Annotated in this window: 27 protein-coding genes; 16 read left to right on the top strand and 11 right to left on the bottom strand. The window is 67.5% G+C overall.

What is annotated here, in order from left to right; translation table 11 throughout:
- The first annotated feature begins 23 nt into the window (after positions 1 to 23).
- The 3 genes from wrbA (at position 24) to CR918_RS02035 (ending at position 1,514) form a co-directional block, all read left to right on the top strand.
- On the top strand, positions 24 to 617 hold the full coding sequence (wrbA, locus tag CR918_RS02045; RefSeq protein ID WP_025879137.1) for an NAD(P)H:quinone oxidoreductase: 594 nt from the start codon (positions 24 to 26) through the stop codon (positions 615 to 617).
- Entirely contained in the window at positions 614 to 949 is a 336-nt protein-coding gene (locus tag CR918_RS02040; RefSeq protein WP_099782928.1) for a DUF2069 domain-containing protein, read from the top strand. The genes wrbA and CR918_RS02040 overlap by 4 nt, the downstream gene beginning before the upstream one ends.
- 79 nt (positions 950 to 1,028) lie before the next feature.
- A complete protein-coding gene (locus tag CR918_RS02035; protein WP_033830416.1) occupies positions 1,029 to 1,514 on the top strand; it encodes an asparaginase domain-containing protein in 486 nt (161 codons plus the stop codon).
- A 391-nt stretch (positions 1,515 to 1,905) separates the two neighbouring features.
- Here CR918_RS02035 and CR918_RS02030 read toward each other — a convergent pair whose 3' ends face one another.
- From CR918_RS02030 to sufT, 3 genes are all read right to left on the bottom strand, one after another.
- Complete coding sequence (locus CR918_RS02030; protein ID WP_032977471.1) at positions 1,906 to 3,645, bottom strand: S8 family peptidase; 1,740 nt, start codon at positions 3,643 to 3,645, stop codon at positions 1,906 to 1,908.
- A gap of 511 nt (positions 3,646 to 4,156) precedes the next feature.
- Entirely contained in the window at positions 4,157 to 5,251 is a 1,095-nt protein-coding gene (locus tag CR918_RS02025; RefSeq protein ID WP_025877977.1) for a branched-chain amino acid aminotransferase, read from the bottom strand.
- Between the two features lie 59 nt (positions 5,252 to 5,310).
- On the bottom strand, positions 5,311 to 5,862 hold the full coding sequence (gene sufT, locus CR918_RS02020) for a putative Fe-S cluster assembly protein SufT (protein WP_025877975.1): 552 nt from the start codon (positions 5,860 to 5,862) through the stop codon (positions 5,311 to 5,313).
- 121 nt (positions 5,863 to 5,983) lie between these two features.
- Between sufT and CR918_RS02015 the strand changes: the two genes are divergently transcribed.
- Complete coding sequence (locus CR918_RS02015; protein WP_088101134.1) at positions 5,984 to 6,403, top strand: hypothetical protein; 420 nt, start codon at positions 5,984 to 5,986, stop codon at positions 6,401 to 6,403.
- A gap of 117 nt (positions 6,404 to 6,520) precedes the next feature.
- Here CR918_RS02015 and CR918_RS02010 read toward each other — a convergent pair whose 3' ends face one another.
- Both CR918_RS02010 and CR918_RS02005 read right to left on the bottom strand, forming a co-directional pair.
- The gene (locus CR918_RS02010; protein WP_025877971.1) at positions 6,521 to 7,981 is read right to left on the bottom strand and encodes an NAD(P)(+) transhydrogenase (Re/Si-specific) subunit beta; all 1,461 of its coding nucleotides are present in this window, start codon (positions 7,979 to 7,981) and stop codon (positions 6,521 to 6,523) included.
- The gene (locus CR918_RS02005) at positions 7,978 to 8,298 is read right to left on the bottom strand and encodes an NAD(P) transhydrogenase subunit alpha part 2 (RefSeq protein ID WP_025877970.1); all 321 of its coding nucleotides are present in this window, start codon (positions 8,296 to 8,298) and stop codon (positions 7,978 to 7,980) included. The genes CR918_RS02010 and CR918_RS02005 overlap by 4 nt, the downstream gene beginning before the upstream one ends.
- Before the next feature lie 97 nt (positions 8,299 to 8,395).
- Between CR918_RS02005 and CR918_RS02000 the strand changes: the two genes are divergently transcribed.
- The 3 genes from CR918_RS02000 to CR918_RS01990 are packed head-to-tail and all read left to right on the top strand — an operon-like array spanning position 8,396 to position 9,771.
- Positions 8,396 to 8,980: an RNA polymerase sigma factor gene (locus tag CR918_RS02000; RefSeq protein ID WP_080149966.1), complete on the top strand. Its 585-nt coding sequence runs from the start codon at positions 8,396 to 8,398 to the stop codon at positions 8,978 to 8,980.
- A complete protein-coding gene (locus CR918_RS01995; RefSeq protein WP_099841949.1) occupies positions 8,977 to 9,303 on the top strand; it encodes a hypothetical protein in 327 nt (108 codons plus the stop codon). Before CR918_RS02000 ends, CR918_RS01995 begins: the two co-directional genes overlap by 4 nt.
- A gap of 3 nt (positions 9,304 to 9,306) precedes the next feature.
- Complete coding sequence (locus CR918_RS01990) at positions 9,307 to 9,771, top strand: DUF3106 domain-containing protein (protein ID WP_099841948.1); 465 nt, start codon at positions 9,307 to 9,309, stop codon at positions 9,769 to 9,771.
- 87 nt (positions 9,772 to 9,858) lie between these two features.
- Here the strand turns inward: CR918_RS01990 and CR918_RS01985 are convergent, their stop codons facing one another.
- Together CR918_RS01985 and CR918_RS01980 are read right to left on the bottom strand one after the other, a co-directional pair.
- A complete protein-coding gene (locus tag CR918_RS01985; RefSeq protein WP_032977478.1) occupies positions 9,859 to 10,938 on the bottom strand; it encodes an NAD(P) transhydrogenase subunit alpha in 1,080 nt (359 codons plus the stop codon).
- A 52-nt stretch (positions 10,939 to 10,990) separates the two neighbouring features.
- On the bottom strand, positions 10,991 to 13,312 hold the full coding sequence (locus CR918_RS01980) for a DUF1631 domain-containing protein (RefSeq protein WP_099841947.1): 2,322 nt from the start codon (positions 13,310 to 13,312) through the stop codon (positions 10,991 to 10,993).
- 332 nt (positions 13,313 to 13,644) lie between these two features.
- Here CR918_RS01980 and CR918_RS01975 point away from each other — a divergent pair, with 332 nt between their 5' ends.
- Genes CR918_RS01975 through CR918_RS01960 form a run of 4 tightly spaced genes read left to right on the top strand, consistent with a single transcriptional unit; the run spans position 13,645 to position 16,505 of the window.
- A complete protein-coding gene (locus CR918_RS01975; protein ID WP_025877963.1) occupies positions 13,645 to 14,223 on the top strand; it encodes a nitroreductase family protein in 579 nt (192 codons plus the stop codon).
- Complete coding sequence (locus CR918_RS01970; RefSeq protein ID WP_243378945.1) at positions 14,220 to 15,164, top strand: 5'-3' exonuclease; 945 nt, start codon at positions 14,220 to 14,222, stop codon at positions 15,162 to 15,164. Before CR918_RS01975 ends, CR918_RS01970 begins: the two co-directional genes overlap by 4 nt.
- Positions 15,161 to 15,715 carry an NUDIX hydrolase gene (locus CR918_RS01965; protein WP_025877960.1) on the top strand — a complete coding sequence of 185 codons (555 nt, stop codon included), beginning with the start codon at positions 15,161 to 15,163 and terminating at the stop codon, positions 15,713 to 15,715. The genes CR918_RS01970 and CR918_RS01965 overlap by 4 nt, the downstream gene beginning before the upstream one ends.
- On the top strand, positions 15,708 to 16,505 hold the full coding sequence (locus CR918_RS01960) for an N-formylglutamate amidohydrolase (protein ID WP_099841946.1): 798 nt from the start codon (positions 15,708 to 15,710) through the stop codon (positions 16,503 to 16,505). Before CR918_RS01965 ends, CR918_RS01960 begins: the two co-directional genes overlap by 8 nt.
- Before the next feature lie 114 nt (positions 16,506 to 16,619).
- Here the strand turns inward: CR918_RS01960 and CR918_RS01955 are convergent, their stop codons facing one another.
- Positions 16,620 to 17,291, bottom strand: coding sequence for a DUF7716 domain-containing protein (locus CR918_RS01955; RefSeq protein ID WP_099841945.1), 672 nt, complete (start codon positions 17,289 to 17,291; stop codon positions 16,620 to 16,622).
- Positions 17,288 to 18,706: an MFS transporter gene (locus CR918_RS01950; RefSeq protein ID WP_099841944.1), complete on the bottom strand. Its 1,419-nt coding sequence runs from the start codon at positions 18,704 to 18,706 to the stop codon at positions 17,288 to 17,290. The genes CR918_RS01955 and CR918_RS01950 overlap by 4 nt, the downstream gene beginning before the upstream one ends.
- Before the next feature lie 106 nt (positions 18,707 to 18,812).
- Here CR918_RS01950 and CR918_RS01945 point away from each other — a divergent pair, with 106 nt between their 5' ends.
- Both CR918_RS01945 and CR918_RS21015 read left to right on the top strand, forming a co-directional pair.
- Entirely contained in the window at positions 18,813 to 19,697 is an 885-nt protein-coding gene (locus CR918_RS01945) for a LysR family transcriptional regulator (protein ID WP_099841943.1), read from the top strand.
- 47 nt (positions 19,698 to 19,744) lie between these two features.
- On the top strand, positions 19,745 to 20,215 hold the full coding sequence (locus tag CR918_RS21015; RefSeq protein WP_133119658.1) for a hypothetical protein: 471 nt from the start codon (positions 19,745 to 19,747) through the stop codon (positions 20,213 to 20,215).
- Positions 20,216 to 20,253: 38 nt separating this feature from the next.
- Here the strand turns inward: CR918_RS21015 and pip are convergent, their stop codons facing one another.
- On the bottom strand, positions 20,254 to 21,195 hold the full coding sequence (pip, locus tag CR918_RS01940) for a prolyl aminopeptidase (protein ID WP_032977488.1): 942 nt from the start codon (positions 21,193 to 21,195) through the stop codon (positions 20,254 to 20,256).
- A gap of 49 nt (positions 21,196 to 21,244) precedes the next feature.
- Positions 21,245 to 22,102, bottom strand: a complete 858-nt coding sequence (gene prmC / locus CR918_RS01935; RefSeq protein ID WP_099841942.1) for a peptide chain release factor N(5)-glutamine methyltransferase — start codon at positions 22,100 to 22,102, stop codon at positions 21,245 to 21,247.
- 306 nt (positions 22,103 to 22,408) lie between these two features.
- On the opposite strand from prmC, the gene ahpC reads away from it, so the two are divergent.
- The 3 genes from ahpC (at position 22,409) to CR918_RS01920 (ending at position 25,825) form a co-directional block, all read left to right on the top strand.
- Complete coding sequence (ahpC, locus tag CR918_RS01930; RefSeq protein ID WP_025877950.1) at positions 22,409 to 22,972, top strand: alkyl hydroperoxide reductase subunit C; 564 nt, start codon at positions 22,409 to 22,411, stop codon at positions 22,970 to 22,972.
- 214 nt (positions 22,973 to 23,186) lie between these two features.
- Positions 23,187 to 24,779 (top strand): alkyl hydroperoxide reductase subunit F, encoded by a 1,593-nt coding sequence (ahpF, locus tag CR918_RS01925; protein ID WP_033830402.1) that lies wholly within the window; start codon positions 23,187 to 23,189, stop codon positions 24,777 to 24,779.
- Positions 24,780 to 24,859: 80 nt separating this feature from the next.
- A complete protein-coding gene (locus CR918_RS01920; protein ID WP_025877947.1) occupies positions 24,860 to 25,825 on the top strand; it encodes a LysR substrate-binding domain-containing protein in 966 nt (321 codons plus the stop codon).
- The last annotated feature ends 81 nt before the right edge of the window (positions 25,826 to 25,906 follow it).

The raw sequence follows: 25,906 nt of genomic DNA, 5'->3' as shown, positions 1-25,906 counted from the left end.
CACGATGAGGAGAGCTGGGCGCGATGGGCGAAATCCTGGTGCTGTACTACAGCCGCGGCGGTTCGGTGGCACGGCTGGCGCGCCAGATCGCGCGGGGCATCGGCGAGGTTCCGGGCATGGCAGCGCGGCTGCGCACGGTGCCGCCGGTGGCTGCCGTTACCCAGACCGCGCAGCCGCCGGTACCCGACGATGGCGCGCCCTATGTAAGCGTGCAGGACCTGGCGGAGTGCCAGGGACTGCTGCTGGGCAGCCCTACCCGTTTCGGCAACATGGCCGCGCCGGTCAAGCATTTCCTTGACGGCCTCGGCGCCGAATGGGTGAACGGCACGCTGGCCGGCAAGCCGGCCGGGGTGTTCACGTCCACTGCGTCGATGCATGGCGGCCAGGAGTCGACCCTGCTGTCGATGCAGGTACCGCTGCTGCACCACGGCTGCCTGATCGTCGGCATTCCGTTCACCGAGCCGGCGCTGAGCCACACCACCAGTGGCGGCACGCCGTATGGCGCCAGCCACGTGGCCGGCGCCGCCGACGACCCGCAACCCACCGACGATGAGGCGGTACTGGCGCGGGCGCTGGGCCGGCGCGTGGCCGACATCGCGCAGCGGCTGGCGCGATGAGCACCGCGCCGCGCACCGTGCTGCTGCTGGCCCTGATGGGGCTGGCGGCGCTGTTTGCCGGCTGGTTCATCAACGACAGGCACTGGCTGGCCACCCAGCTGGTGTTCACTGCGCCGCCGATGGCGCTGGCCATCGCCCTGCGGCTGGGCTGGCGCAAGGCCGGGTTCTGGGCGGCGGTGCTGGCCCTGGGCTGGTTCAGCCACGGCGTGATGAGCGCCTGGAGCCATCCCGAGACCCGCTGGCTGGCACTGATCGAAATCGTGCTGGCGCTGCTGGTGATCTTTTCGGCCAGCCTGCCCGGCCTGCGCGCCCGTTTCGGGCGGCGGCGCTGACGCTGCGCCCGGTGGGCCGTATCATCTGCGTTCCCGGCCCCGCGCCGCTGTACCTGCCTTGGTTTCGCGCATGCACATGATGGAAGAGCTCCTGGTCGTCACCACCGGTGGCACGATCGACAAGATCTATTTCGACGACAAGTCGGACTACCAGATCGGCGACCCGCAGATCGGCATGATCCTGCGCGAACTGGGGGTCACGTTCCGTTTCAACGTGATTCCGATCCTGCGCAAGGATTCGCTGCACATCAACGACGACGATCGTGAGCTGATCCGCGCGACGATCGCCGCGCAGCCCACCCGCCACGTGCTGGTGACCCACGGCACCGATTCGATGGTGCAGACCGGCAAGGTGCTGGCGACGATCCCGGACAAGACCATCGTGATGACCGGTGCGCTGAGCCCGGCGCGTTTCCGTGGTTCGGATGCGGAGTTCAACATCGGCTGTGCGATCGGTGCGGTGCAGTCGCTGCCGGCGGGGGTGTTCATCGCGATGAACGGCCGGATCTTCGACCCGCAGCATGTGCGCAAGAACGTGGCGGCGAACCGGTTCGAGTCGGTTTGAGGGATTAAGGCGCGCTGTCGCGCGGATGGGTTCAGCGTTTTGGTTGCTGCTGGGTTGAGAGGGTGATCCCCCCGACGCAGGACACGCCATAAACCCATCCCTGGGGCTCGATGGCGCCTTGCTCGTGTGCGCTGTCCTGCGCACACGGCAAGACCGGGGTTGGGCGTCCTGCCCAACCCGCCCGAGGCATGCCTCGGGCCCATGGCGCCAACGGTCCTGCGTCGGGGGATCACCCCCTCCTGACAGATCATCGCGCGCGGCCAGCAAGGTCAAGGGCAGAGCAAGGGCAAGGGCAAATGCACTGCTGCACATTGCTTTCTCCGCTTCGCCGTCCCCCCAAAAAAAACACCCCGGCCGAGGCCGGGGCGTGCCCATGGAGAGGGGCTTGGGCTCAGTACTGGGCGTTGACGGTCACGCCCGAGAAGGTGCTGTAGGCCTTCACCCGCACGTACCAGGTACCGGCGGTGGGGCTGTTGACGGTGCAGGTCTCATTGTTGCCGCTCAGGTACGGGCGGCAGGTGTAGACGGTGTCGGTCGGGGCACTGCCCTGGCGCAGGTACAGGTCGGCATCACCGCTGCCGCCGCTGATCGCCACGCGCAGCTGCGTGCTGCCAGCCGGGACGTTGACGGTATAGCTGAGCGATGCGCCGCTGGCTGCGCCGAGGCCGGTAACCGGCACGTTGTTCTGCAGCACGGTGCCACCCGGGTTGGGCGTGGTGCCGTTGATCGCGGCAGTCACCGCGGCATCGGCGTCGATGATGCCGGCGCCGCAACCACCCGAGCACGCACCCGGCAGCGGACGCGCGGTGCTCTTGATGATGCTTTCCACCTGCGCCGGGCTGAGCGGGCTCGGTGCCACCGACTGCATCAGTGCAACCACGCCCGCCACGTGCGGTGCCGCCATCGAGGTGCCGTTGTAGGACGCATAGCTGGCGCTGCCCGGGGTGGTGGTGCCGCTGTTGAGGGTGGACAGGATGCTCTGGCCCGGTGCGGAGATGTCGATGCCGGTGCCGTAGTTGGAGAAGCTGGCACGCGCACCCGCCGAGGTGGTGGCCGCCACGGCGATCACGTTCGGGCAGTTCGCCGGTACCGCGCTGGAGACATTGGTGTTGCTGTTGCCGGCAGCGACCACCACGGTGGTGCCGCGGCCGACCGCGCCGTTGATCGCGTTCTGGTAAGTGGTCGAGCAGCTGCCGCCGCCGCCCAGCGACATGTTGATGACCTCGGCCGGATTGGCATTGGCCGGCACACCGCTGACCGTGCCACCGGAGGCCCAGACGATCGCGTCGGCGATGTCGGAGGTGTAGCCGCCGCACTTGCCGAGCACGCGCACCGGCACGACCTTGGCGTTGAAGGCGGTACCGGCCACGCCGGTGCTGTTGTTGGTCACCGCAGCGACCGTGCCGGCCACGTGGGTGCCATGCCAGCTGGAGTTGGAGGCCGGAATGCCCGAGCCGCACTCGTTGGCGCCGTACCAGTCACCCTCATCGTTGGGATTGCTGTCACGGCCACCGCCATCGCGCGCCATCGCCGCGTCGCTGATGAAGTCATAGCCGGGCAGGATGTTGGCGTTGAGGTCGGCATGGTTGGTGATGCCGGTATCGATCACGGCCACGACCACGCCGGTACCGGTGGCCTTGTCCCAGGCCGGACGCACGTTGATCGAGGCGTTGGACGTACCGAAGCCCCATTGCTCGCTGAAACGGGTGTCGTTGGGGGTCAGCGTCGCGCGCATGATCTGGTCGACTTCGACGTATTCGACGTTCGGGTCGGCGGCCAGCTTGCGCATCAGCAGCTCGGATTCGGCCTGGTCCAGCGCACGGTCGGTCCTGACCACGGTGGAGCCGACGGCAAGCCTGCGGACCTGCTGCAGGCCCAGCGCGCGGCCCTGGCTGCTGGCGATGCCGGCAGCGGCCGTCTTCAGCGAAGAGGCCAGCGCGGTGGTGTTGGCCACCGGCGCACTGCCGTCGCGGTACTTCACGATGAAGCGCTGGTGGGTCGGCGCGGACTGCAGGCCGCTGAGCTGGACATCACCGGCCAGCGCAGGCGTGGCCAGCAGCAGCGATGACAGGACGGACGCACCAAGGACCACCCACACACGACGCACACGCGGTTGCGTTACCTGGGACATCGGATTTCCCTTCTAATGGTAGGAATGCCGGAATCGGCAGAAGCACCGGCCTGAACCGTGGGCTGGCTTGCGATGGCGAGGTTCGGGTCCGGCGAGCCAGCGGATTCCCCTGACCATCCGCTGTGTTGATGACGCTAGTGGCTCAAACCGGACACCACAAGATTTTCAGCGTCTTTTCAGCAAGATGAAATGTTGGATCTGAGACTTTCCGGGTCGAGGGTTTGTGAAGGTGAAGGAACTTTCGCGTCAGCTGCACGTACCTGACTGCGGAATGTCCTGTCCCGCCATGTCTTTGCCGACATCGGCGAACAGCCGCCGGGCATGGCCCGGCGCTACCGTGGTACGCGTACATTCGCCGGGCATCGCCGCGCGCTGGCGGGAGCCGTTGATCCTGGTAGCGCCGGGCCATGCCCGGCGGACGTACGCCTGAAACGCAGAAAGCCCGTCGCAGGGACGGGCTTTCCGGGGATGCGGCCGGGGGTAACCCGACGCCAGCGTTCAGCGCAGGCGATCAGCCCAGCTTGACCAGCCAGCCGTGGCGGTCCGGCAGGCGACCGTACTGGATGTCGGTCAGTTCCTTGCGCAGCGACATGGTCACTTCGCCGGCCGGCGCATTGATGTCGCCCACCGAGAAGCCTTCGCCCTTGAGCTGGCCGATCGGGGTGACCACCGCAGCGGTACCGCAGGCGAACACTTCGGCGATCTCGCCGGAGGTCACGCCCTGCTTCCACTCATCGATGGTGACCTTGCGCTCTTCGACCTTCATGCCGCGGTCGCGGGCCAGCTGCAGGATGCTCTCGCGGGTGATGCCCTCGAGGATGCTGCCGGACAGTTCCGGCGTGACCAGCGTGCCGTCCTTGTAGACCAGGAACACGTTCATGCCGCCCAGTTCTTCCAGGTACTTGCCTTCGACCGGGTCCAGGAACAGCACCTGCGAGCAGCCCTGTGCCTGCGCCTTCTGCTGCGGCAACAGCGACGCGGCGTAGTTGCCACCGCACTTGGCCGCACCGGTACCGCCCTTGGCCGCACGCGCGTACTCGGTGGACAGCCAGATCGACACCGGGGCGACGCCCTTGGCGAAGTAAGGGCCAGCAGGGCTGGCGATGACGTAGTAGCCGGCCTTGTGCGCGCCGCGCACGCCAAGGAACGCTTCATCGCCGATCATGAACGGACGGAAATACAGGCTCGACTCATCGGCCGACGGCACCCAGGCGCTGTCGACGGCGATCATCTGCTTCAGCGATTCGACGAAGATCTCCACCGGCAGTTCCGGCAGCGCCAGGCGCTGCGCCGAACGCTGCAGGCGACGGCCGTTGGCATCGGGGCGGAAGGTCCAGATCGAACCATCGGCATGGCGGTAGGCCTTGATGCCTTCGAAGATCTCCTGGCCGTAGTGCAGCACGGCCGCGGCCGGGTCCAGCTGCAGCGGACCATAAGCGCGCACGTTGGCGTTGTGCCAGCCGGCATCCTTGTCCCAGCGCACTTCCACCATGTGGTCGGTGAAGTGCAGGCCGAAGCCCGGCTTCTCCAGGATCTGGGCGCGCTCTTCAGCGCTGCGCGGGTGGTCCGAACGGGTGACGGCGAAGCTGGGAATGGACTGGGACACCGGAGATTTCCTGTTCTGGTTGCGGGTAATGCCGGGCCCGCGTCACTGCGGGCCGTGGGTCAAAGCATGCCGGTTTCGAGACGTGCGGCCTCGGACATCATGTGCTGGTTCCACGGCGGGTCGAAGACCAGCTCGACGTCGGCCTCGGCCACCGTCGGGATCATTTCAAGCTTGCTGCGAACGTCGTCAACCAGAATGTCGCCCATGCCGCACGCAGGCGCGGTCAGGGTCATCTTCACGTCGATCTCGCGCTGCCCTTCGTCGAGGTGCTTGATCTCCACCTCGTAGACCAGACCCAGTTCGACGATGTTGACCGGAATTTCCGGGTCGAAACAGGTGCGCAGCTGCTGCCAGACCAGTTGTTCGACCTGCTCGTCGCTGGCATCGTCGGGCAGTTCCAGCGGTGCCGGCGCCTCCTTGCCGATGGCATCGCCATCCTTGCCGGCGATGCGGAACAGATTGCCCTCGACGAACACCGAATAACTGCCGCCCAGCGCCTGGGTGATGTACCCATAGCTGCCGGCGGGCAAGGTCACGGTGTCGCCCTGCGGGACCATCACGGCCTCGCAATCGCGTTCGAAGTGGACAGGTTCGCTGCTACGGGAATACATGGGGACCGATATGGGGCTGCGGCATAAGCCACGCAAGCGGTCATTCTAGCGTAGGCGCCCCGCCCTCGCCGGTGCACTGCGGCAAACCACAGTATCCTGTGGGCGACCTTCAGGAGCTTCGATGTCCTCCAATGCCGCACGCGCCAGGACCGTTACCTGGCTCTGGCCCTTCATGTTGTTGCTGGCGCTGGCCACCGCCCCCCTCGCCTGGATGCTGATCGCCCTGTTCACCGGCCGTCCGGTCGGCTGGATGGCGGTACTGACCGCCCTGGAACTGGTGTTCATGCTGCGTCTGGGCACGCTCGGTCCCGGCAAGCTGCGCATCGCCCTGGTCGTGCTGGGCACGCTGCTGGTGGCCGCGATCTCGAACTGGGCGATCGCCAGTGCCTGGATGGGCGGCTCGATGGGCCTGAACCCCTGGGACGCCTCGCTGCGGATGGGCCCGCACCTCGCCTGGACGCTGATCACCCTGGCCAATGGCGTGGTCGAGTGGCTGTGGCTGGCGGTGGCCGTGGTGGTCGGAGCCTGGCTGGCGCGGTAAACGCCCCAAGCTGGATCCACGCCATGCGTGGATGGCGGGTAGCGCCGGGCCATGCCCGGCGAGCGCAGCGGTCTGCACGCAAAGCCGCCGGGCATGGCCCGGCGCTACCGCACTGCCTCAATGCCCGCCGTCGAGCGCCTTCAGCTCGCTGACCAGCGACGCCGCTGCCTCGGCACCATCGCCGTACAGCATGCGGGTGTTGTCGGCATAGAACAGCGCATTCTCGATACCGGCAAAGCCGGTGCCCTTGCCCCGCTTGATCACCACCACGTTGCGGGCATTTACCACGTCCAGTACCGGCATGCCGTAGATCGGACTGGCCGGATCGGTGCGCGCCACCGGGTTGACCACGTCGTTGGCGCCGATCACCAGCACCACGTCGGTAGTGGCGAACTCGGGATTGATGTCGTCCATGTCCGCGATCAGGTCGTACGGCACCCCCGCTTCGGCCAGCAGCACGTTCATGTGCCCGGGCATGCGCCCGGCCACCGGGTGGATGGCGAACTTGACCTTCACCCCGCGCGTGATCAGCCGCTGCGCCAGCTCCCAGATCTTGTGCTGGGCCTGGGCCACGGCCATGCCATAGCCGGGCACGATCACCACGCGTTCGGCAAAGCCCATCATCGCTGCCACGTCGGCCGCCTCGATGGGCTTCTGCGAACCGGAAATCGCCTGCGCCTCACCACCGGCGCCACCACCGAAGTTGGAGAACAGCACGTTGCGGATCGGCCGGTTCATGGCCTTGGCCATCAACCGGGTCAGCAGGATGCCGGCCGCACCGACCATCATGCCGGCGATGATCAGCGCCTCGTTGCCCAGCACGTAGCCTTCGAACGACACCGCCAGGCCGGTGAACGCGTTGTACAGCGAGATCACCACCGGCATGTCGGCGCCACCGATCGGCAACGTCATCAACACGCCCAGCGCCAGTGCCAGCACGAAGAAGGCGACGATCGCCCACGTGCTGAGCGTACTGGCGGCGATGATGCCCAGCACCACCACGGCCAGCGCCACCAGCAGGTTCATCACCTGCTGGCCCGGCCAGGTCACGCGCTTGTCGAGGCGACCATCGAGTTTGGCCCAGGCGATCACCGAGCCGGACAGCGACACCGCACCGATCGCCGCGCCCACCACCGCCAGCACCAGCACCGTGCCGGACGGCTGCCGCGCGGCCAGATCGGCCAGCGCCTGCGCACTCCAGTGGGTGGTATCGCGGTTGGCCAGGAACGCATAGCGCAGCAGTTCCACCGCACCGATGGCGGCCGCCGAGCCGCCGCCCATGCCGTTGTACAGCGCGACCATCTGCGGCATGTCGGTGACGGCGACCTTGCCCGCCGACCACCAGGCCAGGCCGGCCCCCAGCAGCAGTGCCACCAGGATCAGCGGCACGTTGTGCAGTTCGGGCAGGAAGAAGGTCGCCACCGTGGCCAGCAACATGCCCAGCCCCGCCCAGCGGATACCGCTGCTTGCGGTCATCGGCGAGGCCATGCGCTGCAGGCCGAGCAGGAACAGGGTGGCGGCGACCAGGTAGCTGGCCTTGACCAGCCAATCGAGCAGTTCGACGGTGCTGATGTTCAAGCCTGCGGCTCCTTCGGTTCATCGTTGCCGGCCTTGCGCACGCTCGGCTTGAACATTTCCAGCATGCGCGCGGTGACCACATAGCCGCCGGCGGCGTTGCCGGCGCCGAGCACCACGGCAAGGAACCCCAGCACCTTCTCCAACGGCGTCTGTGCGTGCCCCAGCACCACCATCGCGCCGATCAGCACGATGCCATGGATGAAGTTGGAGCCCGACATCAACGGGGTATGCAGGATCACCGGGACCCGGGAAATGATCACGTGGCCGGCAATGGCGGCCAGCATGAAGATGTACAGCGCCACGAACCCGTCACTCACCGGCAACGCTCCTGCTCTGTCTTCGTCGCCCCATCATAACCATGGGCTGAACCCTGCGCGCGTCCCGGTCAACCACGGCCGCGCTCACGCGTTGTCGATGGTGACCCCTGCCGAGGAACCGTACCCTGTGCTGGTGAGCAGCCCTGTCCCCTCAACCACCGATGCCGACGCCGTTCCGGCCTCGCTGGAAGCATTCCTGGCCAGCGTCGGGCCGCGCGCCTTCCGCTTCGCCGAGGCCGGCCTGCGCCAGCGTGATGACGCGCTGGATGCGGTGCAGGACGCGCTGCTGCGCATGCTGGACTATGCCGACAAGCCGGCCGCCGAGTGGGCGCCGTTGTTCTGGAGCATCCTGCGCCGGCGGGTGATCGACCTGCAGCGCCGCCGCCGCTTCCGCCTGCCGTTCTGGCGCGACAACCAGGATGCCGATGGCGGCGAGATCGACTGGGCCGACCCCGCACCGGACCCTTCGCAGGCGCACGAGCAGCGCCAGCAGTACCAGCAGCTGGTGCAGGCACTGCGCGACCTGCCCGCCCGCCAGCGCGAGGCATTCACCCTGCGCGTGCTGCAGGACCTGGACGGGGCCACCACCGCCCGCGCCATGGGCTGCAGCGAAGGCGCGGTAAAGACCCATCTGGCGCGCGCCCGACAGGCGCTGCAGAATCAACTGGAGATGCACCCGTGAACCGCCCCCAGCCTTCCGATGACGCCCTGCGCAGCCTGCACGCGCAGTCGCTGCAAGCGCTGTCGCCGGCCACCCTGGCACGCCTGCGCAGTGCCCGTCACAACGCCGGTGCGGCGCGCGCCGGTCGCTGGCGCTGGTGGCTGGCCAGCGCCTGTTCGCTGGTGATCGCGCTGGGCATCGGCGTCCAGTTCGTCGGCCCGGGCGATCATCAGGGCCCGATCAGCACGCCGATCATCGCTGCGGAAGAAGACAATGGCGTGCTGTACGACGAGAATCCCGATCTGTACCTGTGGCTGGGCGACAACGACCTGGCGATGGAGTGAACCATGCTGCGATACCCCTCCCTGCCCCTGCTGATCGCCCTGACCCTGCTGCCCGCTGCATCGGCACTGGCGCAGGCCACCGCGCCAGCGCCTGCCGCGCGGCCGGCACCAGCTGCCGCGCCGCTGCCGAACTGGGAACAGCTGAGCCCGGCCCAGCGCGAAGCGCTGTTGGCACCGCTGCGTGACCGCTGGAACGGCGCCGATTCCGCGCAGCGCCAGCGCATGCTGTCGCACGGCCAGCGCTGGCAGTCGATGAGCCCGGAAGAACGCGACAAGGCCCGCCGCGGCCTGCGCCGCTTCGAGCACATGAGCCCGGAACAGCGTGAGCAGGCCCGGGCGTTGTTCGGCCAGATGCGTGACCTCAGCCCGGCCCAGCGCGATGCCATGCGCGAGCGCTGGTCGCAGATGACCGCAGACGAACGCAGGGAATGGGTGCGGGACAACCCGCCGCCGGCGAAGCCGCGGTAACCCCTATCGAAGCGGTAGCGCCGGGCCATGCCCGGCGGATTCACCGGATGCCGCTGCGCTAGCCGGGCATGGCCCGGCACTACCGACTCAGGCCTGCCAGCGCGTTTTCGCCAGCAGCTCATCTTCCCAGTCGAAGCCCAGCTGGCCGTCGCGCACGAACAGGGCGACGAAGTTCATCAGGTTGCGCGCATACATCTCGCTGGCCTGGGTGGCACCCCGGCTGGCCAGGCCCAGCGGGCCATCGATGGTCACGCCCTGGTGCTCGATGCATTGGCCGGGCTCGGTCAACGCGCAGTTGCCACCGCTCTCGGCGGCCAGATCGACGATCACGCTGCCGGCGGCCATGCCTTCGACCATCGCGGCGGTGACGATCGTCGGCGCCTGACGTCCCGGCACCGCGGCAGTGCAGATCACCACGTCCACGCTGCGCAGGTGGTCGCCAAGACGGCGCTGCTGTTCCCCACGCTCTTCATCGGTCAGCGCCCGCGCATAACCGCCCTCGCCGACCGCGCTCACCCCCAGGTCGAGGAAGCGCGCACCGAGCGACTGGATCTGTTCGCGGGTTTCCGGGCGCACGTCGAAGCCCTCCACCTGCGCACCCAGGCGGCGCGAGGTGGCAATGGCCTGCAGGCCGGCGACACCGGCGCCGATCACCAGCACCTTGGCTGGACGCACGGTACCGGCCGCCGTGGTCAGCATCGGGAAGAAGCGCGGCGCACGTTCGGCAGCGATCAATGCCGCCTTGTAGCCGGCCATGCCGGCCTGCGAACTGAGTACGTCCATCGCCTGTGCGCGCGTGGTGCGCGGCAGCTGCTGCAGCGGGAACAGGTGCAGGCGGTCATCCGATGCCAATGCGGCCAACGCAGGGTCGGCCGCCGGGGTCAGCAGGCCGACCACACTGGCGCCCGGCTTGAGCTGGGCCAGCACCTCGGCCGGTGGCGCCTGCACGCACAGCAGGATGTCGATCTCGGCCCAACGGGCGGCGTCGAAGGCGCGGGCACCTGCGTCGTCGTAGGCGGCATCGGTGAAACCGGCCGTCTGGCCCGCACCCGGCTGATACCACACGGTGATGCCCAGCGCACCGAGCTTGCGCGCCGTTTCCGGCGTGAGCGCAACGCGTCGTTCGCCCGGCGCGGTCTCCTTGATCCCCAGCAACGCCACGGCCATGCAGATTCCCGCTGATCGGTGAGTGGGTCCGATCCTAGCAGGCGTACGTGGCTCAGTGCAGCGTCGCACCACCCGGGTCGAGGCGGTCGAGCACGCCCTGCATGGCGCTGTCGAAGGCGCCATCGTCGATGTGGGGACGCAGGCGACCCAGCCGCACCATCACCGCCAGTTCCTCGGGTGAGGCCACGCAGAAGCGCACGCCACGCCGGTTGACGAACAGCAGGCGCGAGGAAATCGGGCTGATCCACGACAGTTTGCCCGCCTGCACCTTGCCATCCTTGTCGACGAAGTCCAGCCAGTTGCCGATCTCCATCCGGCGGAAGCGGTCGGCATCGGCATTGTCGAAATCGTCGGTATTGAAGGTACCGCCCAGTTCCACTGCCGGTGTTTCCGGGGCCGGCGGCGCGGGCAGCACCACCTGCGGCAGCTCCGGCAACGCGCGCTGCAGCTCCGGTCGCGATTCGGCGATGCCCTGCAATGTGTCGTGCAGCGCATCGATGGCTGCGGTGGCTGCGTCGCCATGCACGCCGACGCTGGCAAACACCTTGGCCAGCATCGGCTGCCAGGCCTGCAGCCACGGCTTGCCGACGATCTGCCGGCGGGCCTCGGCCACTTCCTCAAGCAGGCCATCAGCCAGGGTCAGCGCCTCGGCCACCGAGGCACCCTCCTCGCCCTCGCGCAGCAGCGCCAGGGTCAGATGGTGCTGCCAGGGCTGGCGCAGGAACTCGGCGATGGCCGGCGGCAGGGTGGCATCGCCGATGCGGCGATCCAGTTCGGCGCCGGCACGGGTGCGGGCCATTTCCAGCTTTTCCTGGCCGCGCTGGGTCTCGGCGGCCCGCCGCTCGGCGATTTCCACGCGACGGCGGTGCTGTACCAGGAAATCGCGGAATTCTTCTTCCAGGGTCAGGAAGATCGCCAGGTTCTCGTTGAACTCGGCGACCAGCCGCTCGATGATCTCCTCCACCTTGGCCATCAGCATGCGTTCGGCCTGGCTTTCGCCGGTGTTGCCCTCGCAGGCTTCGGCCAGCGAGTTGAGCAGCTTGCGCGCCGGATGGGTCTTCTGCACGAACATGCGGCGGTCCAGCATCGCCACCTTCACGAACGGAACCACCAGGCGGCCGATCAGCTCGCGCGAGCGGCCTTCCAGTTCGCGCTCATCGAGCATCACGTCGAACAGCATGCCGACCAGGTCGATCGCATCCTCGTCCTGCGCGTCCAGCCGGGTCTGGCCCGGGTCGACGCCCAGCCGGGTAGCGCTGGACAGCACTTCGCTCTTCAGCCGCTGCGCCAACGATTCGCCGTCCTCGCCGATCGCCGCACGCAGGGTCGCACTGGGCGTGGCCTGCAGCAGCGACAGCACCGACATCATTTCGCGCTGGCTCAACGGGCGATGCTGGCCGACCGCGACCTGCGCCGCAGAGGTTGCGTCGTCGCGCACGTGGCGGGTCTGCTGCAGCAGTTCGTGCAGGGCTTCCAGCAACATGCCCTGCTGGCCGGAATAGGCTTCACCGGACGGGTTCTCCTCGCCACCAGCATGTTGCTGCATGTGGCCACGACGCTCCGACCAGCGCGCGGCAAATCGCTGCGCCCAGGCCGGTGCGGCCTGTTCGTCGTCATTGAATTCGTTGTCAACGCCCGGTGCCGTGCGCTGCTCGACCAGATCATCCAGGCCATGCGGAACGTGCTGCGCCGGGGCCGGCGCAAGTGGTCGGCGCGGCGCACCCATCTGCGACATCACCCCGGCCGCAGCCAGGTGCTCGTCCAGCTTCTCGTAGATGCGGCCTACCGGCGCGCGCAGGTCGCGCTCGCACAGCTTGATCAGCACCAGGTGTACTTCCGGGGCCAGCTCACAGCCGGCGAAGGCTTCGTGGATGGCCACGCCCAGATGCTCGGGGCTGATCGGGTTGCGGTCGGCGTCGAGTTCGATACCGCCGCCCAGCCAGCCCAGGCGGCGGTCGAGCCGCGCCAGCACCGGCTTGAAGTCGCGCAGCAGCACGGTGGCGAAGTTGCGCACCGCCAACCGCGATTCCAGTACATGTTCCGGCACCAGGCTCAGGCCATCCTGGGCCTGCCCGGCCAGGGTCAGCTCGGCAGAGAGCGGCTCGCCTGCAGCCAGACCGTCCCAGGCATGGCCAAGATGGCCGGCAAAGCCAGCGGCAATCTCCTCACGGCGGCGGCGCAGCTCGCGCATCGCGTCCAGGAACAGCAACTGCGACGAGCCGGCATTGCCGGCACGGTCGAACAGGGCATCGTCGAAGCGGGCCAGTGCCGCGCCAAAGGCCTGGCACAACGCCGGCAGGACGATGTCCCGGGCAAGCTGGAGCTGGGCCGGGTCACGGCCCGGCGATCCCATCGGAGTGGGCGCGCTCATCATTCGGGAAGGCTCCCCACCTTCTCTGGTGCGACAGACATCATGGACATCGCGACGGCCGGTACACCCCATGCACCGGTCCCTCGATGGTAGGCCGCCCAGCCCATCGCGGACAGTGAAACAGTCCTCACTTCAAACCTCATGAACGGCGGCCCGGCAATATTACGTATCGTAAGCCGTGCGGGGCCTGCGAGGCGAGGGGAAGCGGGGCTCCGTGATCCGCCAGTGGCATGATGTTCATCACAGTTTGCTATTCAGGGGTCTGACGCGACACAAACGGCGTCATCTACCTCCCCGACTATAATCAGCGACCCGTGATGACCGGTTCAGACTCCATGCCCGACCCTGCCGCCCTGCTTGCCCTGGATGCCCGCCGCTCGGTGCCCTCGCGGCAACTGGGCGAGCCCGGACCGGACCCGGCCACCCTGCAGCGGATGCTGACCTCGGCGGTCCGCGTGCCCGACCACGGCAAGCGCGTACCGTTCCGCTTCCTGAAGATCGCCGGCGATGCGCGTCACACTCTGGGCGACTTCCTGGCCGCGCGCAGCCGTGAGCGCGACCCGCATGCCGGCGACGCCGTGTTCGAGAAGGACCGCCAGCGCTTCAGCCATGCACCGCTGGTGATCGTGGTGGTGGCCAGCCCCCGCCCGGACCCGAAGGTACCGGCACAGGAACAGCTGATGACCGCCGGCTGTGTGTGCTTTGCTCTGTTGCAGGCGGCACAGGCGCTGGGCTTCGGCGCGCAGTGGCTGACCGCATGGATGGCCTTCGATCCTGCCGTGCACGCCCACCTGGGGCTGGCCGAGGGCGAAGGCATTGCCGGCTTCATCCACATCGGCACGCCCAAGGCCGAAGTCCCCGAGCGCGAGCGCCCCGATGCCGCGGCCCTGCTGCAGGACTGGACCGGCCAGTGAACGCCGTGATTCCCGTGGCGATACCGCCGCCGCTGTACCTGGTCGACGCCAGCATCTACGTGTTCCGCGCCTGGCATTCGCTGCCGGACGAATTCCAGGACAGCCAGGGCTGGCCGACCAACGCCGTGCACGGCTTCGCCCGTTTCCTGCTGGACCTGCTGGAGCGCGAACGCCCCCGGCACATCGCCATCGCCTTCGACGAAGCACTGGACAGCGGCTTCCGCCACCGCCTGTACCCGGCCTACAAGGCCAACCGGGACCCGGCGCCGGAAGCGCTCAAGCGCCAGTTCGTGCACTGCAAGGCGCTGTGCGCAGCGCTCGGCCTGGTGGTACTGGCGCATCATGATTACGAAGCCGACGACCTGATCGGCAGCGCCCTGCATGGCCACCGCAGCAGCCATCGCGGCGTGATCATTTCCGCCGACAAGGACCTGTCGCAGCTGCTGCTCGACCATGACGAGCAATGGGATTACGCACGCAACCAGCGCTGGGACGTGGCCGGGGTCAAGGCCCGGCACGGCGTGCACGCGCACCAGATCGCCGATTACCTGGCGCTGTGCGGCGATGCGGTCGACAACATTCCGGGCATCAGCGGTGTCGGTGCCAAGTCGGCGGCCGTGCTGCTGGCCCATTTCGGCAGCATGGACGTGCTGTACGAACGCCTGGACGAAGTGCCGTTCCTGCGCCTGCGCGGCGCGGCCCAGATGGCCGTGCGCCTGCGCGAGCAGCGCGAGCACGCCCAGCTCTGGCGCCAGCTGACCACCATCGCCCTGGACGCACCCTTGGAAGGCTGCCAGCCCGGCATGCCGCGCCAGGCGGCCGATCCAGAGCTGCTCGGCGGCCTGTGCCAGACCCTGCGCTTCGGCCCCATGACCCGCCGCCGGCTGTTCAGTGCCGCCGGCATTTCCGACCCCTTCCCTACTTCCAGCGAGCCCGCATGAGCCAGCGCAACACCGAAGCACCGCGTGTCGTCTACGAAGGCAAGTACCAGCGCATGGTCGTGCGTGGCAGCTGGGAATACAGCGAACGCACCCACGCCGGCGGCCTGGCCGCGATCATCATTGCCGTCACCCCCGAGGACAAGGTGCTGTTCGTCGAGCAGTTCCGCGTGCCGCTGCAGGCGTCGACCATCGAGATGCCGGCCGGGCTGGTCGGCGACATCGATGCGGGCGAGTCCATCGAAGTTTCCGCTGTACGCGAGCTGGAAGAGGAAACCGGCTGGACCGCCGAGCACGCCGAAGTGCTGATGATCGGCCCCACCTCCTCCGGTGCCAGCAGCGAGAAGATCGCCTTCGTGCGTGCCACCGGCCTGCGTCGCATCGGCGAAGGCGGCGGCGACGAGAGCGAGGACATCACCGTGCATGAAGTGCCGCGCACGCAGGCGGCCGCCTGGCTGGTGCAGAAAATGGCCGAAGGCTATGAAGCCGATGCCAAGCTGTGGGCCGGCCTGTGGATGATCGAGCACCACCTGGACGGCCGGCCCCGTGGCTGACGCCGGCCTGCACGCGCTGCCGGCACTGCTGGGTGCCGACGATCCGGCGATCTTCAGCGTGCACCGTGCGCAGGGCGCCTCACCGTTCCTGCTGCTGGCCGACCATGCCGGCCAACAGGTGCCGCGTGCACTGGCCGACCTTGGATTGCCGCAGGCCGAACTGGACCGGCATATCGGCTGGGACATCGGCATCGGCGGCACCACCCGTGCATTGGCCGAGCGGCTGGATGCGTGGGCGATCGAGCAGACCTATTCGCGGCTGCTGATCGACTGCAACCGGCCGTTGGTTTCGCCCACGCTGATTCCCGAGGTCAGCGACCACACCGTGGTGCCGGGCAATGCCGGGCTGTCGCCCGCACAGCGGCAGCAGCGCATCGATGCGATCCACGCGCCCTACCATGCACGCATCGATGCCGAACTGGAGGCGCGCCGCGATGCGGGACGGCCGACGCTGCTGGTGATGATGCACAGCTTCACCCCGGTGATGAACGGCATGCAGCGCCCCTGGCACGCCGGCGTGCTGTACCACCAGGACACACGCTTTGCCCACGCGTTGCTGCAGGCACTGCGCGATGAAGGCGACCTGGTGGTGGGCGACAACGAACCGTATTCGGTCAACAGCAGCAGCGACTACGCGGTGCCGGTGCATGGCGAAGGTCGCGGCCTGGTGCATGTGGAACTGGAAATCCGCCAGGACCTGATCGCCGATGCCGCCGGGCAGCAGGCATGGGCGGAGCGGTTGGCGCGTATTTTCAGCGCGTTGCAGCCGCAGTTGTTGGCGTTCGGATGACCGCATCTACGCATGGCGTGGATCTACTGCAGCGCTGCCGGACATCCGCATTCGGCGAAAAGAAAGAACGAGGCCGGTTCCCAGTAGATCCACGCCATGCGTGGATGATTTTCGTCAACGCAGCACGGGAACATCCATCCACGGGAACGGTTTGAATCCGCGCACCTGCACGCGGACGCCGATCGCTTCAACATCGTCCTTGATCGCCTGCGCGCGACGCCGATCCAGTGCTTCACCCAGCAACACCGGCAGCGCGCGACAGCGTGCCAGCGCTTCGCCCACCGGAATGTCGAGCAGCTGCGCCACGCGCTGTGCCGCTCCCTTGATCTGTTCGCCCGCACACGCCGCCAGCGTCAACTCGAACGCGGCGAAGATGCCCGGCCCGACACCGGCTGCGCGCGCAGCGTCCTGCTCGGCGGCACCCGCCTCGCCCAGCGCTTCATCGACACCGTCCACCTGCAGGAAGGCGTCGTACTCGGCGTAGTACGCCAGCGCTTCGGCGTAATCCTGCAGGGATGAGAGCGGACGCTGGCGCTTCTGCACATCCAGTACGTCAGCGAACGTGGCCGGTTCCAGGCAGGCCGACAGGCCCAGCGCCTGCACGGCCTCGGGCACCTCACCGTCATCATCGAACGCGGCGTCTTCATCTGCCGGCAACCAGAAACGCGCCGCCAGCAGATCGCCCTCGCTGGCATGCACCCAGCCGAACGACGCCCATACGTCGTGGTCGTCATTGCAGGCGGCAAACGCGTCCAGCGTCTGGCGAAGATCAAGCAGTGCAATCATGCGTCGTTGGGCAGGGCGTCGGGAGAGCTGCAGTCTACCCGTGCCGGACGCAGGCCCAGCGCGATGAGCACGCCGAGCGCGGCGAACAGCGCGGCGCCGTACTGTGCATTGACCATGCCCTGCAGGGCATCAGGACTGGTTGCCGCCTGCGTGCCGCGTGCGGCGTTGGCCACCATCACCAGTACTGCCAGACCCAACGCGCCGCCGATCTGCTGTGCGGTAGCGGCCATGCCGGACGCCACACCCTGCTGCGGCCCCGGCACGCCCTGCCCGGCCACGATCCACATCGCCGTCCAGCTCATGCCCTGGCCCACGCTGAGCACCACGATGCCCGGCAGCAGCGGCCAGTAGCTGGCGCCGTGCGGCATCGCCAGCGCCACCGCGGTGATGCCGATGGCACCGGCAGCGAAGCCCCAAGCCAGCACCTGCCGTGGCGAACGGCGCTGCAGCATGCGCTCGGCAATGCGGATGCCGAAGGTGCACACCAGCGTCGGCAGCAGGAAGGCCATGCCGGCCTGCAGCGGGCTCCAGCCATAGCCATCCTGGAAGTACAGCGCCAGGAAGTAGTACTGCACGCCATAGCTGCTCATGAACGCGAAGGTCAGGCCGAGTGCTGCACGCAGGCCGGGCAGGCGCAGCAGCGCGAACTGCATCAGCGGGTCGCGGCTGCGCTTTTCGATCTGCACGAACACCGTCAGCAGCACGGCTGACAGCAACAGGCAGATGAGCGTGGCCGGCGCGGTCCAGCCCCATTCCGGCCCCTGCACCAGGGTGGTGACCAGCAGGCTGCCGCCGGCGGTGACGGCGAGGCAACCGGCCAGATCGAAGGAACGGCCGCGCACGCGCGGGCCATCGGCCGGCAGCCACGCGCCCGCGGCGACCGCACAGGCCGTGGCCAACGGCACGATCACCGCCAGCACCGCCGGCCAGCCGAACGCCTGGGTCAGCACGCCGCCCAGCAGCGTCCCCAGCGCGAGGCCCGCCGCACTGGCCATGCTCCAGATTGCCAACGCGCGGTTGCGCACCGGGCCTTCTGCATACAGCGTATTGATCAGGGCCAGGGTGGCCGGAAACAGCAGCGCCGCACCGATGCCCTGCGCCGCACGTGCCACGATCAGCAGCGTGGCATTGGGCGCCAGCGCACCCAGCAGCGAGGCCAGCGCGAACAGCAGCATGCCCAGCCGGTAGAAGCGGCGGCGGCCCAGCAGATCGGCCGCACGCCCGCCCAGCAGCAGGCTGCCGCCAAAGGCCACCGTATAGGCGCTGACCACCCACTGCAGCTGCTGCGCATTGATCTGCAGCGCGCGGCCCATGTCGTGCAGAGCGACGAAGATGATGGTGGCGTCCAGAGCGATGATCAGCTGCGCGGTGGCCAGCAGGGTCAGCGCCCAGCGCGGGTATTTCAGGGGAGGCATGCGGCGCCCGGTTCGGAGGGGGGACGGCAGTCTCATTGATGCAGCTGAATCAATAAACCCCCTCAGCGCGATTTCTGTCATGATTTTCCGCATGAATGGATCCTCGATGGACCTCAACGCGGTGCGCATGCTGGTGCAGGTGGCTGAGGCGCGCAGCTTCACCGTCGCCGCCGGCCAGCTCGGCTTGAGCCAGTCCGGGCTGTCACGCGCGATCGGCCGGCTGGAAGCCTCGCTGGGGGTAAAGCTGCTGCAGCGGAATACGCGCAATGTCGCGCTGACCCCGGATGGTCAGCAGTTCGTCGAGCAGGTGGGACCGTTGCTGTGCGGGATGGAAGACGCCGAGCGGCTGCTGGCCGACCGCCCCTGCATGCCCTCGGGTGTGCTGAAGATCAGCGCTCCGTCGATGTTCGGGCGCAAGGTGCTGGTGCCGTTGCTGGGACCGTTGCTGCAGCAGCATCCGCAGCTTCAGGTCGAGGCGGTGCTCAGCGACCGTCTGGTGGATCTGGTGGAGGAAGGCTTCGACGCCGCCCTGCGCACCGGCACCATCGCCGACCAGCGCATGGTGGCGCGCCCGTTGAAGCCACTGCGCTGGGTGACCGTGGCCAGCCCGGCCTACCTGGCCGCGCAGGGTGAGCCGGCCAATGTGGCGGCATTGCAGAACCATGCCTGCCTGGCGGTGCGCAACCTGCGCAGCGGCCGGCTGGTGGACTGGCAGTTCCTGCAGGACGGGCAGCTGCGCGAGGTCACGCCGCCGACGCGGATGGTGTTCGACTGCGGCGACCCGCTGGTGGAGGCAGCGATTGCGGGCATCGGCATCGTGCAGGTGATGGATTTCGCGGTGGCCGACGCGTTGGCCGATGGCCGCCTGCAGCGCGTGCTGCAGCCGTTTGAAGGCCGCAGCCGCGCGCTGTCGTTGATCTACCCGCCCTCGCGCCAGCACTCACCGAAACTTCAGGTGCTGGCCGAAGCGTTGTTGGCCGGGGATTGGTAGATCCACGCCGCGCGTGGATGAGCGTTTCAACGCAAAAGCAGCCAGGCATGGCCTGGCTCTACTGGGCAGTGGTAGATCCACGCCATGCGTGGATGAGCGTTTCAACGCAAAAGCAGCCAGGCATGGCCTGGCTCTACTGGGCAGTGGTAGATCCACGCCATGCGTGGATGAGCGTTTCAACGCAAAAGCCGCCGGGCATGGCCTGGCTCTACTGGGCCGTAGTAGATCCACGCCATGCGTGGATGAACGTTTCAACGCAAAAGCAGCCAGGCATGGCCTCGCTCTACTGGGCCGTAGTAGATCCACGCCATGCGTGGATGAACGTTTCAACGCAAAAGCAGCCAGGCATGGCCTCGCTCTACTGGGCCGTAGTAGATCCACGCCATGCGTGGATGAGCGTTTCAATACAAAAGCAGCCAGGCATGGCCTGGCTCTACTGGGCCGTGGTAGATCCACGCCATGCGTGGATGAACGTTTCAACGCAAAAGCCGCCGGGCATGGCCCGGCGCTACCGGTAAGGCGTTGCCGGCCAGCGGCCGGCACTACCACCTCCCGATCAGGCGAAACTATCGGTGGCACGCACCAGCGCGTCGACGTTCTCTGCTTCGAACGCCGAATGCCCCGAGGCCGGGGTGATCTCCAGCTTCGCCTTCGGCCACACCTTGGTCAGGTCCCAGGCATTGGCCAGCGGGCAGACCACGTCGTAGCGGCCGTGCACGATCACGCCCGGGATATCGGCGATGCGGTGCGCGTCGCGCAGCAGCTGGTCTTCCACCTCGAAGAAACCGCCGTTGACGAAGTAGTGGTTCTCGATGCGGGCAAATGCCAGCGCGAAGTGCGGGTCTTCATGGCTGTTGATGAAGTCGTCATCCACGTGCAGGAAGCTGGTCGCGCCTTCCCACACCGCCCAGGCTTTGGCCGCGTCCAGGCGCGTTGCCTCGTCTTCGCTGGTCAGGCGGCGATGGAAGGCGGAAATCAGGTCGTGGCGTTCTACTGCCGGAATCGGCTTGAGGTAATGCTCCCACGCGTCCGGGAACAGGCGGTTGGCGCCTTCCTGGTAGAACCATTCCAGCTCCCAGCGGCGCAGCATGAAGATGCCGCGCAGCACCAGTTCGGTCACGCGCTGCGGATGGGTCTGCGCATAGGCCAACGCCAGGGTCGAGCCCCAGCTGCCACCGAACACCTGCCAGCGATCGACCTTGAGGTGCTCGCGCAGCTTCTCGATGTCGGCCACCAGGTCCCAGGTGGTGTTGTCCACCAGATCGGCGTGCGGGGTGGAACGACCGGCACCGCGCTGGTCGAACAGGATGATGCGGTACTTGGCCGGGTCGTGGAACTGGCGCATCTTGTCGCTGCAGCCACCGCCGGGCCCACCATGCAGCATCACCACCGGCTTGCCGTCCGGGTTGCCGCACTGTTCGAAGTACAGCGTGTGGCGGTCGTCGACCTTCAGGGTGCCGACGTCGTAAGGGGTGATGGCGGGGTACAGCGTACGCATGCTTGCAGCTCCGTGGTGGTGCCCTGCCCTTGGCAGGAGAACCCCCATTCTAGGCCGGTCGCCGGCCCAGGGTGACCCGGTCGCGCTGCTCCAGGTCCTGCACGGTCTGCACGTCGGTGTAGCCCGCCTGTTCGAACAGCGCGCGGATGGCATCGCCCTGGTCCCAGCCGTGTTCGATCAGCAGCCAGCCGCCGGGCTGCAGGTGGTCGCCGCCGCCGGCGACGATGCGACGGATGTCATCCAGCCCATCAACGCCCGAGGCCAGTGCCGTGGCCGGCTCGAAGCGCAGGTCGCCCTGCTCCAGGTGCGGGTCGTCGCTGGCGATATAGGGAGGATTGCTGGCGATCAGGTCGAAGCGTTCACCGTGCAGCGGCGCGTACCAGTCGAGACCACCTTCGGCAAAACGCACGTTGCCCAGCTCGTGGCGCGCGGCGTTGCGGGCCGCCACCGCCAGTGCAGCGACACTGGCGTCGGTGGCCAGCACCTGCGCTTGCGGCCGCTCGCTGGCCAGGGCCAGGGCGATGGCGCCGCTGCCGGTACCGAGGTCGGCCAGCTGCAGCGTGCGATCCGGCGGAAGGCGATCCAGCGCCAGCTCCACCAGCAGTTCGGTTTCGGGGCGCGGAATCAGGGTGGCCGGGTCGACTTCCAGATCGAGGGTCCAGAAACCACGGCGGCCGGTCAGGTAGGCCACCGGTTCGCCAGCCAGGCGCCGGTCCAGCAAGGCCTGGAACGCGGCCTGCTCGGCGGCGGGCAGTGGATCGGTAGCGTGCGCGAACAACCAGCTGCGCGGTCGCTGCAGCACATGCAGCAGCAGCAGCTCCGCTTCATGACGGGCCTCGGCGCCCCCCAGGCGGCCGCTGGCGTCGGCCACGACCTGGCGCAGGGACGGTTCGGAATCGGCGGGCATGGCAGGCACTGGCGCGGGCGGTGGGCCCGCAATTGTAGAGTCTGGAAACCGTTCAGGTTCGCTGGGGCGGGATTCGCTGCGGTGGGATATGAGAGACCTATCGACCGGTTTCCGCAGCCGCTGACGATTTCCCTTGTCATACAGCGGGTTGCAGGATGCAGGTGGCCTGATTCATTGTCGGCTCAGCGCACATCAATAGACTGCATCTATCAAATAGATGCAATCAATGCATTGTCCTTATCGAAATGGAACCAGTAACCTAGGTCCTGTCGATTCACCCACTCCCCTTCACCCAGAGGAAAAACGATGTCCCTGATCAACACCCAGATCCAGCCGTTCGAAGCCAACGCTTACCTGAATGGCGAGTTCATCAAGGTCTCCGACAGCACCCTGAAGGGCCAGTGGTCGGTCCTGATCTTCATGCCGGCAGCCTTCACCTTCAACTGCCCGACCGAGATCGAAGACGCCGCTGACCATTACGCCGAGTTCAAGAAGGCCGGCGCCGAGGTCTACATCGTCACCACCGACACCCACTTCTCGCACAAGGTCTGGCACGAAACCTCGCCGGCCGTGGGCAAGGCCCAGTTCCCGCTGGTCGGCGACCCGACCCACCAGCTGACCCGCGCCTTCGGCGTGCACATCGAAGAAGAAGGCCTGGCCCTGCGCGGCACCTTCATCATCAACCCGGAAGGCGTGATCAAGACCCTGGAGATCCACTCCAACGAGATCGCCCGTGACGTCTCCGAGACCCTGCGCAAGCTGAAGGCTGCCCAGTTCACCGCCGCCAACCCGAACCAGGTCTGCCCGGCCAAGTGGAAGGAAGGCGAGAAGACCCTGACCCCGTCGCTGGACCTGGTCGGCAAGATCTAAAGCAGCACCGGCCTGCCGCAGCCCCACGCTGCGGCGCGCCCATCCCCGTGCCGGCCACATCGCCGGCGTGGGGGTGAACCCAAGACGGCCGCGCCCGCATCGCCCCTTCCACAGGTCCGCGCTGCCCTCTTGGGTTCACCCCTACCCCCTCGCTGGTCCGCTACCTTCTACAGCGGTGCCACGCCCCCGTTTTGCCTGAAGCCAGGAGAAGACCATGTTGGACGCCAACCTGCAGTCGCAGCTGAAGACCTATCTGGAGCGCGTGACCCGCCCGATCCAGATCACCGCGCATGCCGACGACGGTGCCAAGTCGCAGGAGATGCTGGAACTGCTGCAGACCCTGGAAAGCCTGTCGGACAAGATCTCGCTGCAGGTGCTGCGCGACGGCCAGGGCCGCGTGCCGTCCTTCGACCTGGGCACGCCGGGCCAGGACATCCACCTGACCTTCGCCGGCCTGCCGATGGGCCACGAGTTCACTTCGCTGGTGCTGGCCCTGCTGCAGGTCGGTGGGCATCCGTCCAAGGCCACTGCCGAGCTGATCGAGCAGGTGCAGAACCTGGAAGGCGACTACCGGTTTGAAACCTATTTCTCGCTGTCCTGCCAGAACTGCCCGGACGTGGTGCAGGCACTGAACCTGGCCGCGGTGCTCAACCCGCGCATCCAGCACGTGGCCATCGACGGCGCGCTGTTCCAGGAGGAAGTCGAGCAGCGCGAGATCATGTCGGTGCCGACCGTCTACCTCAACGGCGCGGTGTTCGACCAGGGCCGCATGACCCTGGAGCAGATCGTGGCCAAGCTGGACACCAACGCCAGCAAGCGCGATGCCGAGAAGATCGCCGCCAAGGACGCCTTCGACGTGCTGGTGGTCGGTGGTGGCCCGGCCGGCGCTGCTGCGGCGATCTATGCCGCGCGCAAGGGCATCCGTACCGGCATCGCCGCCGAGCGTTTCGGTGGCCAGGTGCTGGACACCATGGCGATCGAGAACTTCATTTCGGTGAAGGAGACCGAAGGCCCGAAGCTGGCCACGGCGCTGGAACAGCATGTGCGCGAGTATGAAGTCGACATCATGGACCTGCAGCGCGCCAGTGCGCTGGTGCCCGCCGGCGAAGACGGCCTGGTGCAGGTGCAGCTGGAAAACGGCGCGGTGTTGAAGTCGCGCTCGGTGATCCTGTCCACCGGCGCGCGCTGGCGGCAGATGAACGTGCCCGGCGAAGACCAGTACCGCAACAAGGGCGTGGCGTACTGCCCGCACTGCGACGGCCCGCTGTTCAAGGGCAAGCGCGTGGCGGTGATCGGCGGCGGCAATTCCGGCGTTGAAGCGGCCATCGATCTGGCCGGCATCGTGTCGCATGTGACCCTGCTGGAGTTCGATTCCAGCCTGCGTGCCGACGAAGTGCTGCAGAAGAAGCTGCGCAGCCTGGCCAATGTCACCGTGCTGACCAGCGCGCAGACCACCGAAGTGCTGGGCGACGGCAGCCGCGTCACCGGCCTGGTCTACAAGGACCGTGTCGGCGGCGACTCCCATCGCGTCGAACTGGAAGGCATCTTCGTGCAGATCGGCCTGCTGCCGAACACCGAATGGCTGAAGGACACCGTGGCCCTTTCGCCGCGTGGCGAGATCGTCATCGATGACCGCGGGCAGACCAATCTGCCGGGTGTGTTCGCCGCGGGCGATTGCACGACGGTACCCTACAAGCAGATCATCATTGCGATGGGCGCCGGTTCGACCGCCGCACTGAGCGCTTTCGATCACCTGATCCGCTCCTCGGTTCCCAAGAGCAGCGGTGCGGTGGCCGAAGCGGCCTGATCCAACGTTCCCAGGCCATCGGGAGCACCATCAACCGGCTGGGTACGCCCTGCCGGTGCAGTACCCCGAGAGGTCTGAGGATGAACCTGCGTGACCTGAAATACCTGGTGGCCCTGGCCGATCACAAGCACTTCGGCCGGGCCGCCGCCTCCTGCTTCGTCAGCCAGCCCACGCTGTCGACCCAGATCCGCAAGCTGGAAGAGGAACTGGGCCTGCCGCTGGTGGAACGCGCACCGCGCAAGGTGATGTTGACCCCCGCCGGCCACGAAGCGGCCGCGCGGGCACGGGTGATCGTGGCCGAAGTGGAGCAGCTGAAGGAAGCGGCGCGACGCAGCCGCGATCCCGAAGCGGGCACGGTGCGCCTGGGGATCTTCCCCACCCTGGGCCCCTACCTGTTGCCGCACGTGATTCCGCGCATCCGCACGCGCTTCCCCGAGCTGGAACTGCTGCTGGTGGAGGAAAAGAGCGATGTGCTGCTGGAGCGCCTGCGCGAAGGCAGGCTCGACGCCGCGCTGTTGGCACTGCCGGTGATCGACGACCAGCTGCACGCCGAATTCCTGTTCGAGGAACCGTTCCTGCTGGCCGTGTCCGGCCGCCACCCGCTGGCCACGCGCGAGCATCTGGACGTACAGGAACTGGCCACGCAGAAGCTGCTGCTGCTGGAAGACGGCCACTGCCTGCGTGACCAGGCGCTGGAAGTCTGTCGCCTGTTCGGCGCCAATGAAAAGTCGGAATTCCGCGCCACCAGCCTGGAAACGCTGCGACAGATGGTCGCCGCCGACGTGGGCATCACCCTGCTGCCCAGCCTGTCGGTACAGCCGCCGGTGCCACGCTCGAACAACATCCGCCTGCTCGACTTCGTCGGCGAGGGCCGTCCCAGCCGTCGCATTGCCATGATCTGGCGCCGCAGCTCGGCAATGAACGAGTTCCTGATGGAGCTGGCCGAGCAGTTCAAGCGCCTGCCCGATGCGCTGTTCACGCTGGAGGCGCTGGCCCCGCCAAGCGGCGATGCTGCCACCCCGCCCACGCCGGTGCTGAACGGCTGAGACACCGCAGCCGGGCATCGAAACCGGCGGGAGTCGATTCCGGCCGCATTTGTCCCCACAATACAGTCAGGCGGCGCCAGC

Origin of the sequence: Stenotrophomonas indicatrix, assembly GCF_002750975.1 — a bacterium.
Taxonomy (GTDB): domain Bacteria; phylum Pseudomonadota; class Gammaproteobacteria; order Xanthomonadales; family Xanthomonadaceae; genus Stenotrophomonas; species Stenotrophomonas indicatrix.
The sequence above is the reverse complement of the archived record's forward strand: the minus strand, read 5'-3'. Positions and strand labels throughout refer to the sequence as shown.